General features: G+C 40.5%; 10 protein-coding genes. 7 read left to right on the top strand and 3 right to left on the bottom strand.

The window, feature by feature from the left end; genetic code table 11:
• Both KKA81_13950 and KKA81_13945 read right to left on the bottom strand, forming a co-directional pair.
• A partial coding sequence (locus KKA81_13950) for a hypothetical protein (protein MBU2652027.1) occupies nucleotides 1–2,700 on the bottom strand: 2,700 nt, incomplete at its 3' end.
• Nucleotides 2,701–2,711: 11 nt separating this feature from the next.
• Nucleotides 2,712–3,587 carry an autotransporter domain-containing protein gene (locus tag KKA81_13945; GenBank protein ID MBU2652026.1) on the bottom strand — a complete coding sequence of 292 codons (876 nt, stop codon included), beginning with the start codon at nucleotides 3,585–3,587 and terminating at the stop codon, nucleotides 2,712–2,714.
• Between the two features lie 576 nt (nucleotides 3,588–4,163).
• Here KKA81_13945 and KKA81_13940 point away from each other — a divergent pair.
• The 3 genes from KKA81_13940 to KKA81_13930 all read left to right on the top strand — a co-directional run bounded on the left by KKA81_13940 (nucleotide 4,164) and on the right by KKA81_13930 (nucleotide 10,341).
• Entirely contained in the window at nucleotides 4,164–7,241 is a 3,078-nt protein-coding gene (locus KKA81_13940; GenBank protein MBU2652025.1) for an MFS transporter, read from the top strand.
• A gap of 341 nt (nucleotides 7,242–7,582) precedes the next feature.
• On the top strand, nucleotides 7,583–7,759 hold the full coding sequence (locus tag KKA81_13935) for a hypothetical protein (protein MBU2652024.1): 177 nt from the start codon (nucleotides 7,583–7,585) through the stop codon (nucleotides 7,757–7,759).
• 38 nt (nucleotides 7,760–7,797) lie between these two features.
• Entirely contained in the window at nucleotides 7,798–10,341 is a 2,544-nt protein-coding gene (locus tag KKA81_13930) for a T9SS type A sorting domain-containing protein (GenBank protein MBU2652023.1), read from the top strand.
• A gap of 77 nt (nucleotides 10,342–10,418) precedes the next feature.
• Here the strand turns inward: KKA81_13930 and KKA81_13925 are convergent, their stop codons facing one another.
• A complete protein-coding gene (locus tag KKA81_13925) occupies nucleotides 10,419–10,850 on the bottom strand; it encodes an Hsp20/alpha crystallin family protein (GenBank protein ID MBU2652022.1) in 432 nt (143 codons plus the stop codon).
• Between the two features lie 374 nt (nucleotides 10,851–11,224).
• Between KKA81_13925 and KKA81_13920 the strand changes: the two genes are divergently transcribed.
• The 4 genes from KKA81_13920 (at nucleotide 11,225) to KKA81_13905 (ending at nucleotide 15,561) form a co-directional block, all read left to right on the top strand.
• Nucleotides 11,225–11,905: a zinc metallopeptidase gene (locus tag KKA81_13920; protein ID MBU2652021.1), complete on the top strand. Its 681-nt coding sequence runs from the start codon at nucleotides 11,225–11,227 to the stop codon at nucleotides 11,903–11,905.
• A 124-nt stretch (nucleotides 11,906–12,029) separates the two neighbouring features.
• Nucleotides 12,030–13,568, top strand: a complete 1,539-nt coding sequence (locus KKA81_13915) for an aromatic amino acid ammonia-lyase (GenBank protein ID MBU2652020.1) — start codon at nucleotides 12,030–12,032, stop codon at nucleotides 13,566–13,568.
• Nucleotides 13,569–13,592: 24 nt separating this feature from the next.
• Nucleotides 13,593–14,321, top strand: a complete 729-nt coding sequence (fabG, locus tag KKA81_13910; GenBank protein ID MBU2652019.1) for a 3-oxoacyl-ACP reductase FabG — start codon at nucleotides 13,593–13,595, stop codon at nucleotides 14,319–14,321.
• 19 nt (nucleotides 14,322–14,340) lie between these two features.
• Nucleotides 14,341–15,561: a beta-ketoacyl-[acyl-carrier-protein] synthase family protein gene (locus tag KKA81_13905; protein MBU2652018.1), complete on the top strand. Its 1,221-nt coding sequence runs from the start codon at nucleotides 14,341–14,343 to the stop codon at nucleotides 15,559–15,561.
• Nucleotides 15,562–15,579 lie beyond the last annotated feature (18 nt).

The following is a 15,579-nucleotide window of genomic DNA, read 5'->3' as shown; positions in this document are numbered from 1 at the left end:
TTTTTCCCTTGATTCGGCCATAATATGCAGATTGTTACCAGTCCCTGGATTAGGGTAAGGAATGATATTCAAGGCATTTTCACTGTTATTTCTTCCCGGATCAGTAGCAGCAGCAAATGGTCTGGACTCCGACCAGGTAATATCTCCGGATTTATGGATGGCACGAACTGCCCAGTAGTATGTTTCCTCTTTTTCGATGAATTGCAAATCGGCAACAAAGTAATTTGTATTCAAGCCCGTATTCAACCGGTATACCGTTCCTGATGGACTTACATAGGGTGATTTTGATATAAACAGGGCATATTCTGCAGGATCTATGTCAGTTGCTTCCCAAATGAATAAAATGCCATTGCTGTCTGGTTTTGCTCCGGCTAAAGGAGATATAAGGTTAACAGAAGCAGTGAGGTTGCTCACAGAATATGCAACATACCAAGGCCGGTCGGTTCCGGTGCTGTCATAAAACCACCAGTCGTAATCTTCGGGTTTAAACCAATAGGCATGCACAACATAGGAATTGAAATTTAATCCCAGGCTCTTTTCTGTCATATTTTTTAGCGACACTTCCACCTCCTTACTTAGCTTCCATTCATTTTCGGTGGAAGTTTCATAATTCACTTCGTATCCAACCGATGTCTCCAGTTCAAAAACATGAGGTTTTTTCGCAGTAAAGCTAGCATCCACCTTATATGATTTTTTCGTATCGAAGGATGATGAGGTATCAGCGGCTGTTAAAAATGTTCCTGTTTGTCCGGGATTTGGTGAACTCCAACTTGGACTACATATAGGCTGGAGACCTGAATGCGTCACATCCTCGTAGATATTAGCACGGTTAGCAAGTTTCCAGTCGTTAAGGCTTGCAGCATTCGGTTCGTCAATATAAAAAGGAAATTGATCAATTTCTCTTGACCGGTAGATCACAGATGTTGATTTAGTGGAAAACCTGTATTGTTTACTCTGCGGAATCGGGTATAAAAATCCGGGATCCCACCAGGGGTATCGTTTATAGGTTTCCCTGGTGATAGTAGGCACTACATAAATATAATATCCATGTTCCTGTGATTCTTCATTTAATTCGAAAGGTATTGTGAGGGTATTGGTCCAGGAATGGCTGGAACTGACCGTGTTCTTGAATGCCTGACCAAAATCCATACCCAGATCCATGGCCCAGTATTTTTTATGTATATTAAGGTCGATACCTTCGGTGAACTGATCTTCGGTAGTGGTAGTAACACTGGAACTATATTCTCCCTCAATTGACATAGTAAGTTCTGTCGGTCTGATGGTGGATGTATGATGCTGATCCCAGGTTTCCCAGTTGACCGAGCTAGGAGGACCTCCGTCGGTTATACCTGCCAGCGACCAAAGGCTCCTAACTTCTGGACCGTATGTTGAATCCGATATGGCATCCAGGAAAAGATCATCGCTGATTACCGTTGAATCGGGTATTGGTTTCCAGCTGTCGGATGTAAATCCCAAACCACAAACTCTTCCGTTGTCATCCGGGTAATAGATCCAGTTTCTTTGGATATATCCGTTTGCTTCATTGCCAACTACATTGTTGAACTTTTTCGGCACCAGTTCTATTGCACCCACTAAATTATATGAATCCCATGTAGCGGGCTTTATCGATGAAGGAATTATTATTGACCCTTCACCAATATCATAAATCTGGTCCTTGTAAAATTCATATTCTTTATAATTGATCACGCTGGTATTGCTGTTTCCATAACCAAACAATAGCATACGGTCACTGGCAGTAGGTATATCCACATTGTCAATGGTGCGCCCCCCTTTGGCTGTACCTTTAAGAAGAGTGGATGCTCTTGAGTTTATTAGGGTTGCCACCATGGGGATTCCTGCTTCATATACAAATGTAGTTTCGCCCCCAGGAGGAGTTGTTGGGATTAACCAGCCAATCCAACAATCATTGCCTGAATCCCGATATGTATTGACGACCATTTTAACGTTTCCAGTCGAATCCGTATGGAGCAGCATACCCCCTAGCCTGTCACCTGGCATATCCGCTACCAGTGTGTTCTTTTCGAAAATGAACTTGTCATTAGCCTTATCATAGTTGTATTTCTGAAAGCACCATTTACCGTAATTAGGATCGCCCGACTTGTTGTAGATGCCCAGGAAGTAAAGTGTGGAATCATGTTGAAATGCTCCCTTTTTGATTACTACCGGCTTACCACTGATTTTATCATAATAGGTGCGATAAGGGAGATTAGCATCTGTGGGGAAGCGTGCGAAACAATCGTAACTGTCGTCAGTATGATGAAAAGTGGTACTCCAATCCTTATAATTTTGATAAAACCAGAATTGGCCATTGAATGTAAATGCGATATAATTCCCCTGTGTTCCCGAATAATAATCTGTCTCATCCTCATACCCGAATAAGAAATAATTTTTATTATCGGGTAACATTTTAAAATCGGAGAGATATCCATGGTGATCAATTTTATAGACATAGGGTACCTTGCCTGTATACAGATCCTTCAGGGTGATCAGGAATATTTCGCCCTGGTACCCATAGAGTACAGTTTCGTCATGTGACCACCAGTAGGTGTGACTGTCTTTGAAAACCGTATCGGGATTCAGGTTGCATTCGTACTGTGCCCTGGAAATCAATGATATGAGGAGTAATGTGCTTATAATTAATGCCCTTAATTTATTTATTTTCATGGTATAAGGTATCATGGTTTGTCAGTTTAAAAGTTATATCTTATTCCGGTATTAATAATCAGGTCTTTTCCTGCAGCAACCTGCACAGAAAGAGTTAGCGGGTTGATGAATGTCCAGTCGGCTTTAAGGCAACCGTCAATGAAGGATCTGGAAATCAGTGTTGATTTTATTTCATCATAGAATTCATTTCCTGTTTCAGGATCGGAACGTTGAATTTTGTATGATTTCTTCATTTGTGCATAATAGAATCCTGGACCTGCTGAAACTGTGAAGCGCTTTACAGAGTATGATGCTAAAAGACCGATCCTGCCATAGCTATTGGAAAAGTCTTCTGTGAGATTATTATTAAAAAAGTGTGTCATAGGATTTATTTTGTCAGAGATATTATCTGTTTCTCCCCATGAATAATAGAATTCAGGCACAACCGTAATACCCCAGTGCGGATTTAAATCGTAACGAATATTAATAGAGACACCCCCTGCCGGGTTTTCAAGTCCCGATTTTGTGGTCATTTCATTCAGCTCAGGCTGGTTCAGATCTGTCTGAGTATTGTTGGCGCTCACTCCCAGAAGAAGAGAAGCATCAATGAACCAGTGACCTTCCGGTTTATCTAGTAAAATTGCTCCAACCTGGATTGTCAGCATATTCTGCTGGTTGATATCAGATCTTACATTATTGATCCGGTCAATTTCTTCATCATCGGCTGTAAAAGTACCGAGATCTTTTCCGTACCATACGGAATGGGCTGAAAAACTGGTAATATCCAGTGAAGTGGAAAAGAATGAATAGGATATTCCGGCATGGAACCTGCGTTGCTTTTCAGGAAGAGAAGATCCTGTATCCTGAGCCTGCAAAAATGCCGCATTAAGCAGAATCAAATTAATGAATAGTAGCCTTTTCATTTTCGAATAATTTTGGGTTTTTGATTTTTAGGTCGATTTATTACTTGAGTTCAGATAACTTAAATATGTTATATTAACTGCGAATTTTGCATAATGCTAATAATGAGTAACAAACTTTAATGGATTCTTTGTATCATTTTTTAAAAATGTAACAATATTTTAGGGTTTTAGCCGCCTATCTCTAAAAGATGAAGTGTTCAGAAAATCATTTTCAATGGATTTAAGAACTAAAAGATTATTTTCAACGGTATGATGAAACCCACATGTAGTTGATTTTGTTACTATTGTGTTTGCGTTGGGAAAACATGCGGGTTTCATTGTATTATCCATTGATTATAGAAAAATCTATTTTTAAGAAGTACACCATAAATATTGAATAATAAACTAAGCCGATAAAAAATGTTCATGACTTTATTGTTACAATTTTCAAAAAAATAACAATAAATATGAGAATTCTGGCCACTTTGTCTTTAAGCAGGAGGAGTTCAGTTTAGCACTGATCGAAGGATTGAATATCAATCAGGGCCAATCACAGATATAAGATTTTTATTATTTTCACTTTTCAAATGGAAAGTATTGAAAGAATCTGCCGTTGTTCATTCCACCGTAGTTCCGAGGGGAGATAAAAAGATCATCCGGGGTTGGATCATATATGACTGGGCCAATTCGGTATACCAGCTTACTATAGGTTCAACGATATTTGTGACCTATTACAACGAGATCACAAGTAACAACGGGAGTTTTACTGTTGATTTCTTCGGACTGGAAGTGATCAATACCGTTCTGTACTCATGGGCAATTGCTTCTGCTTACCTGGTGCTTGCTATTTTATCTCCCTTATTGTCGTCAATTGCAGATTATACCGGCCGAAGAAAAATGTTCATGAAGATCTTCACCTGGATGGGAGCCCTTAGTTGCGGGATGTTATTTTTCTTCACAAAAGATACTCTTGAACTGGGTGTTATTTTCCTGAGTTTGGGTACCCTTGGATATGCTGGAAGTATCGTATTCTATAATTCTTTTCTTCCTGTGATCGCTGATCCTTCTGAACATGACCGTATCAGCGCAAAGGGGTATTCAATGGGTTACCTTGGTGGAGTGATCCTGTTGGTTCTGAACCTGATCATGATCATGCATCCCGGATGGTTCGGATTAAGAGAAAGTTCAGATTTTGCCGCCAGGATTTCCTTTATTTCAGTCTTTGTTTGGTGGCTGGGCTTTTCCCAGATCACTTTCAGAAGGCTTCCCAAATATACATTCCGTAAAAAGGAAAGAAAGGGGAGTACTTTTCTGAACGGGTATCGTGAGTTACGCATAGTTTTTCATGAGATCCGGCAATCCAGGGCTATACGGATCTATCTTCCGGGTTATTTCTTTTTCATGATGGGACTGTTGACAGTGATGTTCATGGCTGCCAGCTTCGGTGTAAAAGAGATCGGCTTGAAAAATGAGATACTGATCCCGACAGTTTTGGTTATCAATCTGGTCGGAATCTTCGGTGCATGGTTTTTTGCTCGATTATCGGGGCGAATCGGGAACCTTCCTGCTTTGATTATTACATTGGTGATATGGATATTGATTTGTGCAGGTTCCTATTTTATTACCAATGCGACAGGATTTATGATTGCAGCTTTTTTCATTGGAATTGTAATGGGTGGTACGCAATCCCTGGCTCGTTCCACCTATTCGAAAATGCTACCTCGTTCGACAACCGATCATACTTCTTTTTTTAGTTTCTTTGATGTAATGGAAAAACTTGCTATGGCAGCCGGTATGTTCACTTTTGGTTTTATTGAAGCCATGACGCATAGTATGCGCTTTAGTGTGCTGGCGATAGGAGCATTCTTTTTTACGGGACTATTCTTGGTAATTCTTATTCCAAAATGGGAATGGACGCAAAAGAAACTCGGAAATGGCGATAAAACATTCATCCTTGTTGCCATTTTTTTTGTTTTTATGTTAGTGATTCCTGTAAAAAAGCATTTAAGTCAGAACTTAATTGTGATCGATAGTCTGGAACTTGTTTTGGAGGTTACAGGTGATACTGTTAAAAAGACTGAAATTTTAATAGAGCTTACAGATAAATATATTAATAATGATCCGGAGAAAGCCTTGGATTATGCAATAAGGGCTTATGATTATTCCGATGTGTTAAATTATGATGCAGGTTTGGTATCTTCAATGCTTCGCATGGCAGAGGTTTACCGCATTAAGTCAAATTTTCAAAAGTCGGTCGAATTTGCTATAAAAGCAAAAAACCTTTCAGAAAGAAACGATTTTCAATCTTCTCTTGCAGAATCTTTGTTGATACTTGGTAAAGTATATCTTGATCTGAATGATTATGAAAAGAGTTCCGGTTATTTATTTGAATCGCTCAGACTTTATACTCAACAAGATGACCAAAAAGGCATCGCAGATGCGCTTCGAAATATTGGGAATCAATTTTTTGACCAGGGGAATTATGAGAAATCATTGGAGTATCAACAGAAGTCTTTATCAATTTCTACCCGTATTAATTATAAAGAGGGAATTTCCAGTAGCCTTAACAATATTGCCATCAATTATGGAAGGTTGAATCAGATCGAAAATATTGAGAAATATCTCCTTGAAGCAGTCAATCTTAATAAAAGCATAGGACAAAGATTATGGGAAGGGGTTAATTACATGAATTTGTCTGAGCTATACATGGACATAAATGATTATGGGCTTAGCAAAGAATATCTAAAAAAAGGAAGCGAAATATTCACAGAATTAAACAATTTGCCATTTATATGTCAAACCCATTTAAGCTATTCATCTTATTATAACCTGACCGGGAAGAAGGATTCAAGTATTTGGTTTGCTAAAAGTGCTTTCAATATTGCAACCCGGAATAAGCTTACTTTACTGAAAAGGGAAGCTGCTAAAGTTCTACAGGAGCTATATTATTCCGGGAAAGATATGGAAAATGCCTATAAATACATGAATGTGCAATATGAAGCTAATGACAGCCTGCAAATAGAAAAAAGTATAGCTACAATTGCACAACTTGAATTGTTATTTCAGATGGAGAAGGAAAAGCAGGAAGTAAAACTAAAAAGGCAGCAAAAGGACTTCAATTATAAAATTACTATTGTCAGCCTTTTTTTCACTCTCATTATTCTGGTAATTGTGCTTACTACAAGGCACAGGATCAAGTCGAAGAAAGCTTTATATGAAAAGGAGAAACTGGGGAATGAGATAATATCTAAAAATAAGGAACTCACTACTAATGTACTTTCTTTAATGAGAAAGAATGAAATGCTTTCGGATATTTCTCAAAAATTGCAGGTAATTGAAAAGGAGTCACAAAGTGATGAGACCAGTTTGGTAATCCGCCGAATCGCACGAGAGTTTCAAAATGCAACAGAGCATAAAATTCTCGAGGAGTTCGACTTAAGGTTTAATCAGGTACACATTGATTTTTACTCCAGACTAACAGCGGTATTTCCAACTCTTACACCGGGAGAACTACGCATTTGTGCTTTTTTAAGGTTGAATATGACAACCAAGGAGATTTCTAGGCTTACAGGTCAACAGATTACTACACTTGAAAATGCAAGATATCGTATCCGGAAGAAAATGGGCCTGGCAAATTCTGATGTTAATCTGATTTCTTACCTGTCATCATTTTAATCCACGCAATCATTTAAATTTCTTCTTATGTTTTGCGATTCAGAGATAGGAAGCATTTCATGATTATTCTGGATTTCACTCTTAAGATGAAATATAATAGTTTCTAAATCGGGATTAATCCAATTAGTATAATAGTCCTCCTTGATCCTATTTCCCAATTTGGGGTAAACGTTTTTCTTAAAGACATCATTTTCAGCTTTCTGCTGAAATCCGATCGCGATTGCTCAGGTGAAGTAGAGGTGTTTTTTTAATTGTATCAGGTTATTGTTAGGTTGAAAAATAGCATTCTTTTTAAGGGTTCTATAAGTTTGCCATGATAGAGTTCATACAATTAACAGCAAGTGAAATCAATTTCAGGAAATGAAGATCTGAGTCCCAGGAACGGGATCGAACCTAATACTGACAAACCGGAAGATCTGTCGGACATAATTAAAAGAAAGCAATTGCAAAACCATGTACTTGAAAAACTTGTGAAACAGTTAGAGGAGCGAATGAAGAAGACTGAAAGCACGGAATAGCGAGAATCCTTTATATTAACCAAAATCAATAAACCATTATGAAAAGAATTGTATTTTTCGTTTTATTTACTGCTTTCCTGGCATCTGGGGGTATGAAATCATATTCTCAGGATGAATCTCATACTTTTATGGGTAAAAGGGAAGCCGGGCATATTAAATCATCTGCTCTTGCTAATGAAACCAGAGCGACATCCACATTCCTTTTACAAGAGGATTTTTCAGGGGGGACTTTTCCTCCAGCCGGTTGGACAATCGTCGGAGATGGTCAGGATAATTGGTCTGCCGAGAATTCCAGCAATGCCGGAGGAAGTAGCCCTGAAGCTGTGTTTTCCTGGAGCCCTATGTTTGAAGGAAACTCAAAGTTTGTAACACCAATCATTTCTACAGTTGGTATGACAAAACTTTTACTTGAATTCAAACACTTGCTTGATCACTATGGAGGTGATTACTCAATCCTGATTGAAACAACAAGCGATGGTACTACCTGGACTGAAGCATGGTCTATGGTAAATCCTTCATCTAATGCCGGACCGGAAACGGTTGCCATGTTCATTGATAATGATGATGTTGGATCCTCGAGTTTCCAGTTTTGCTTCACCTTCACAGGTAATTCATATAATCTTGATTATTGGTATATTGATGATGTATTATTATCTGAATCCAATGCCTATGATGCTGCTTCAACGGTTATTATGATACCGGGATTTATACCAGCAGGCGATACTGTAATCCCAGGTGCGGTTATATCCAATTATGGAACCGAAACGATATCTTTTGATGTGGCTTTTGAGGTTTTGCAGAATTCAATTCCTCAGTATACCTCAATAGCTGGGGTTTCCGGTCTGGAACCACTCGAATCTATCAGTTTGAGTTTTGATCCGTGGATAACAGTTGAAGGGAGCTATTCAGCCAGGGTAATAACACTGTTAGCCGGAGATGAAAATCCTTCTAATGATACCCTATATAAATCTGTGGAGGTAGTGGAAGGTGCAGTTATAAAGAAACCTTTATTTGAAGTCTTTACAGCATCCACTTGTGGGCCGTGCGCTTCGGTAAACCCAATCATTGATGAGATATTGGAGAATAACCCGGGTGAATACAGTTTGATAAAATATCAAATGGATTGGCCGAGTGGTGGAGACCCTTATTATACTGAGCAGGGAGGAGTCAGGAAAGAGTACTACGGAGTGGCATGGGTCCCTGATTTTTATGGGAATGGTGACCAGGATGATGGGGCAAGCTTTACACAGATAGTCTTTGATACCTATGCGGAACAGCTTACCCTTTTAACCATTGAAGCTACTGCATCGATAGATCAGAATTACATCGTTAGCTATGAGGCAACAATAAATCCGGTAGGCCATTATAGTGCGGGATTAAAGGCCCATGTTTGTATCGTAGAAAATACTACTATAGGAAACTACGGAAATAACGGGGAAACGGAGTTTCATAATGTCATGTTATCAATGATCCCTGATGCAAATGGAACAACACTTGGGGAGATAATTGAAGGTGTTCCCGTTGAAATTTCAGGAACTTGCGATATGAACCAGACTTTTATGGAAGAACCAGTAGACCTTTCTTTAATTGTTTTTATTCAGGATGATCTCAACAAAGAGGTAATTCAATCACAAATGGTGGATGTGCAGGCTTCAGGGTTTATTCCATATTCAATAACATTCAATGTATTCGACCATAACGGGATTCCTGTAAATAACGCAGAAGTGAAAATGGATGCACAATCCTTGAATTTTACAAATTCCTCAGGCCAGGCATATTTCCCTGTTGCTTATCCAAATAGCTATGATTACAGGATAAGTAAAGCCGGACTTGAAGTCGTAATAGGAACCTTAACGGTTACAAATGAAAATCTGGTTATAGACATAACTTTAAATGATCCAAGTAGTTTCCTGTTATATGAAGACTTTACGTCGGGGTCTCTTCCTTCCGGTTGGACCAGCTATTATTCCGGTTCCAATGAAGTTTACTGGGCACTGGAATCTATGGTTCTTTATAGAGGTCAGCCAACGGGTGATATCTGGCTGATCTCTCCCCAGATTGATCTTGCCATGGCAGAAAAGATTTATATTGAAGCTGGAATGAGCCATGGAGATCCACTTCCTGCCATGGTGATAGGAACTTTGCCTGACCCATCGGATACAGCTTCATTTAGCGAACTTGCAAGCATTGTAACTTCGGAGAATGGGTTTGACTGGTATGAAATTGATCTCTCAGAATATACAGGATCTGATACTTATATTGGCTGGACATATGATGGGCCAAATGGTTGGTACGTAATTGAAACTGTAAAAGTTACTGCTGAAGGAACCGGTATTGAAACAATGTATCCAGCGGGGAATGTTTTGGTTTATCCTAACCCGGCTAAAGAGTATATTTATATTCAATCAGAAGAAAGCATCAATAACATCAGATTGCTGAATAATTTTGGGCAATTGACGAAGTTTTTATCCATCTCAGGTAATGCGGTGCGAATTCCAATCATGACATTGGCATCTGGTATATATATCCTGGTAATACAAACAGAGAGTCAAACCATAACGAAAAAGGTTTGCATCGATTAGTAGTAGTCTTGTAGGAAAGTGAAAGCCGGCTCACCCGAGCCGGCTTTATTAAATTTAGGTGTTTATGAATTTTTAAATCAGGAAATTTTAATCTGCTTTGGAGCTTTCAGCTTCGCTTCCTCCTTTTTAGGAATGGTTATGTAAAGCACTCCGTCCTTATGGCTGGCTTTGATGTCTTCTGCCTTAACCATCTCAGGCAGGGTGAAAGACCTGCTGAAGCTGCTGTAGCTAAATTCCCTTCTCATGTATGTGCTGTCTTTTTCTTCCAGATTTTCTTCTTTCTGTGAACGTATGGTCAGCACATTCTGATCAAGGTCAATCTGGAAATCCTTTTTTTCAAGGCCGGGAGCGACTACTTCAATCTTGAAGTCGTCTTTCCCTTCCTTGATGTTAACGACGGGAACGCTGATACCGGTCTTTTCTCCCAAAATATCAGACATGAAGTCCCTGCCGAAAAACTCATCAACAGTCTTTGGTAACGAATTGTACCATTTTACTACCGGTAACATAATTCAATCCTCCTTTATTTTTAGTTATTATTCATCCCATTCTTTTCAAATTTTGTTCCAAGGCCAGTTTACTAAAAATTTGGCAGGAAAGTGTGAAAAAATGACATAACATATTGGTATTAAGGTAAATAAATAAATTTCATATTTGTTGATTAGTAAGTTCTTAAATCCGAAAAGATTTTTAAGATATTTAATGACAAAATGTCGTTTTATTTGTTTAGAAAACACTGGCAATGTTTTTGATAATGCTCCTTAAATTTGAATAGTCATGAGTATCGGGAATGGTTAATATTTGTTTGCAGCCTGCAACCTGTAACCTGCACCCTGCAACCTGTTTATAACCGTCCACGATACACAATTAATAATCATTAGCTATGGCAGGAATTTGGATCATTTTTGGTGTTTTCATGTTATTGAGCTGGCTGGTTGGCCAGCAATTGCGGGCGAAATTCAAGGCGTACTCAAAGATTCCGATAAATTATGGTATGACCGGAGAAGAGGTTGCCCGGAAAATGCTTCACGACAATGGTATATATGACGTTAGGGTAGAATCCGTTCCGGGCTCCTTATCCGATCATTATAATCCTTTAAAGAAGACGGTAAATCTCAGTCCGGAGGTATACAGCGGCAGGAGTGTTGCATCCGCTGCGGTAGCCGCGCACGAATGCGGCCATGCGGTGCAGCATGCCAGGGCATATAGCTTTCTGAAGATGCGGTCGGCTCTGGTTCCTATAGTTAGCTTCACTTCCAAATGGGTTCAGTGGGTCTTGCTGGCCGGGATCATTCTGGTGCAAACCATGCCGCAAATACTGCTGGCAGGGATAATCCTGTTCGGATTTACAACGCTATTCAGTCTTATTACTTTACCTGTTGAGATAGATGCAAGCCGCCGTGCATTGGCCTGGTTAAACACAAGTGGTATCACCAATGCTCAAACTCATCCAAAGGCACAGGACGCACTTCGCTGGGCCGCTTACACTTATGTGGTGGCTGCACTGGCTTCGCTGGCAACATTATTTTACTACATTATAATATTTATGGGAAGAAGAGAGTAGAATCGATGATCGATGATCGATGATCGGAGATTGGAGAACGTAGTTAGGATTCAAAAAAAGTAGTAAATTAGCGGATTCTTTTTTAGCCATTAACCCGGGTCGCAAATTGATTTAGTTGACCATCATGATAAGTATTGGAGGAGAGTTACTTACGGATGAGGTTATCCGGAAGATCGTACTCGAAAATGAGAAAATTGAAATTGATCCGGAAGCTTTAAGGAGAGTGGAGGAGAACCATTCTTTCCTGCTTTCCTTTGCAAGCGACAAGATCATATACGGGATCAACACAGGGTTTGGTCCCATGGCCAGGTACAGGATTGAGGAAGAAGATCAGATTGCCTTACAATACAATTTGATTAGAAGCCATGCATCCGGTGCAGGCGCTCCCATTCAGGATATTTATATCAGGGCAGGTCTGCTTGCCCGCCTGAATTCATTATTGCAGGCACATTCGGGCATTCATCCCGAGGTTCCCGTCTTAATTTGTGAATTTCTAAATCATGAAATATATCCGGTAATACCGGAACATGGGGGTGTAGGTGCCAGTGGGGACCTTGTCCAGTTATCCCATATGGCTTTGGCATTGATTGGGGAAGGGGATGTTTCCTGGCGAGGGAAAAGAATGCCGGTGCATGAAGTATTTGCGGAACTGGGACTTACACCGGTTTCGATGCATATTCGGGAAGGCCTTGCCTTGATCAACGGTACATCTGTAATGACTGGCATTGGAGCGGTAAACGTGGCTCGTGCCCGGAAACTCCTGCGCTGGTCGGTATGGGCATCATCCCTTATCAATGAGTTGGTGGAATCTTACGACGATCATTTCTCAGAAGAGCTAAACAGTTATAAGAAGCATCCCGGGCAGCAATATATAGCCGGTATGATCAGAAAGTTTACTGCCGGCAGTGCCCTGATAAGAAGCCGGGCCGATCATCTTTTTAACGGATGCAAGAAGAAAAACCTCCTCGACGATAAAGTCCAGGAGTACTATTCCATCCGCTGTGTGCCTCAAATCCTGGGTCCTGTGCACGATACCATACAAAATGCCGGAAAAGTAGTTACCGATGAGTTTAATTCTGTGAATGACAATCCCGTGATCGATGACGGCATCGGCAATGTTTTTCACGGAGGAAATTTTCACGGGGATTATATCTCTCTGGAAATGGACAAACTCAGGATGGCGGTCACACGTTTATCCATGCTTTCCGAAAGGCAGCTAAATTATTTTATGAACGATAAGCTGAATGAAAAATGGCCGCCTTTTGTTAATCTCGGACGACTGGGGCTGAACCTTGGTATGCAGGGCGTTCAGTTTACTGCTACATCCACGGTTGCTGAAAATCAGACTCTCTCAAACTCTATGTATGTGCATAGTATCCCCAATAACAATGACAACCAGGATATTGTCAGTATGGGCACAAACGCTGCTTTGCTCACCAGCCGCGTAATTGAGAATGCTTTTCAGGTCTTGTCGATTCAGTTGATGGCTCTTATCCAGGCTGTGGATTATCTGGGTAATGACCAGGGATTGTCCCCGGTTTCCAGGAAATACTACTCTGAATTGAGGGCCCTTGTCCCAAAATTTGAAAAAGACACCACAAAATATAGGGAAATTGAGATCATCAGGGATTATCTGATTAATCATTGTATTTCGGTTTCTTAGGAGCCGGAGAAAGAAATAGTAATTATGAAATACGCATTAGTCACAGGAGGTTCACGGGGTATAGGCCGGGCGATAAGCCAGAGCCTTGCTGCTATGGGCTACCATGTGATCATAAATTTCCGGTCGAATAGGGATGAAGCCGATGTTACTATGCAACTGATTCAGGAAAGCGGTGGAGAAGCCACATTAATGCCTTTTGATGTCTCGGATAGGGAACAGGTTTCTGTTGCACTTAAATCCTGGAAGGAACAGCATCCTGAAGAATATATTGAAGTATTGGTCAATAATGCCGGAATCAGACAAGATGCCCTGATGGTTTGGATGAAACCGGAAGAATGGGATCATGTGATGGCAACAAATCTGGGCAGTTTTTACAATGTGACTCAGTTATTGATTCAGGACATGCTTGTAAACAAGTATGGCAGGATCATAAATGTGGTTTCACTTTCGGGACTGAAAGGCTTGCCCGGGCAATCAAACTATTCTGCTGCCAAAGCAGGTTTGATAGGAGCAACGAAGGCACTCGCTCAGGAGGTTGGGCGCAAGGGTGTTACAGTCAACGCTGTTGCCCCGGGATATATTCGTACCGACATGACCAGGGACCTGGATGAGAAACAACTGAAGTCACTAATCCCGGTAAACCGCTTCGGGACACCTGAAGAGGTTGCAGCATTGGTGGCCTTTATAGCCTCAGAAAAATCTTCGTATATTACAGGTCAGGTTATTTCTGTTAATGGAGGTTTATATACTTAATTGAAAAACGAACATATATATGAATCGAGTAGTTGTAACGGGTTTCGGCGTTTATTCAACCATTGGGAAGAATATTGAGGAGGTGAAGGAATCTCTGAAGACGGGAAAGTCGGGTATTGGCATTGATCCTCTCAGAAAGCAGTTCGGGTACAGATCAGCTCTTACCGGCATCATAGAACGCCCACAGCTAAAGGGATTACTTGACAGGAGGACCCGTGTATGCATGGCTGAACAGGGCGAATATGCCTATATGGCGACCCGTGAAGCGCTTGAAATGGCCCGCATGGACCTGGAATTCCTGGAAAAGAATGAGATTGGCCTCATTTATGGCAATGACAGTTCTTCCACTCCGGTTATCGAATCAATTGATATTGTCCGCGAAAAGAAGAATACACAAATGATGGGTTCCGGAGCTATATTCCAGTCGATGAACTCCACCATAACCATGAATTTTTCTGTGATTTTCAAGATCAAGGGTGTCAATTATACCATCAGCGCTGCCTGTGCCAGTGGATCTCATGCCGTTGGAATGGCTTATATCCTGATAAAGAACGGTTATCAGGATTGCATTATCGCCGGTGGCGGGCAGGAGGTAAATATCTATTCCATGGGAAGCTTTGATGCGCTCAGCGCATTTTCAGTTAACGATTCAGAACCAACCAAAGCATCCAGACCTTTCGACCGCGATCGCGACGGACTTGTCCCCAGTGGAGGTGGTGCCACCCTCGTTCTGGAAAGTTATGAACATGCCGTGAAAAGAGGAGCTCCCATTATTGCCGAAGTTATTGGCTACGGATTTTCATCCGATGGTGTGCATATTTCCGTACCTACGGTTAGCGGTCCTATTAGAGCTATGCAAATGGCTATCAAGGATTCAGGAGTGAAACGGGAAGAAATAGATTATATCAACGCCCATGCTACTTCAACTCCGGTTGGTGATATGAACGAAGCTAAAGCCATCCGGGAAGTCTTCGGTGATATTAAACCACCAATAAGCTCAACGAAATCCATGACAGGTCATGAAATGTGGATGGGCGGTGCCAGTGAGATCATTTATTCGCTGATAATGATGCAAAATTCTTTTATAGCACCGAATATCAATTTCCGGAATCCGGATGAGTTTTCCCAGCATTTGAATATCATTAGTCAAAAAACCGATAAGGAAATCAACATATTTCTTTCGAATTCATTTGGTTTCGGAGGCACAAATTCAGCAGTTATTCTGAAAAAAATCCAATAATTGAGCGTTGTTTTATAA

Source organism: Bacteroidota bacterium, from assembly GCA_018831055.1.
In the GTDB taxonomy this organism is placed as follows: Bacteria; Bacteroidota; Bacteroidia; order Bacteroidales; family B18-G4; genus M55B132.
The sequence above is the reverse complement of the archived record's forward strand: the minus strand, read 5'-3'. Positions and strand labels throughout refer to the sequence as shown.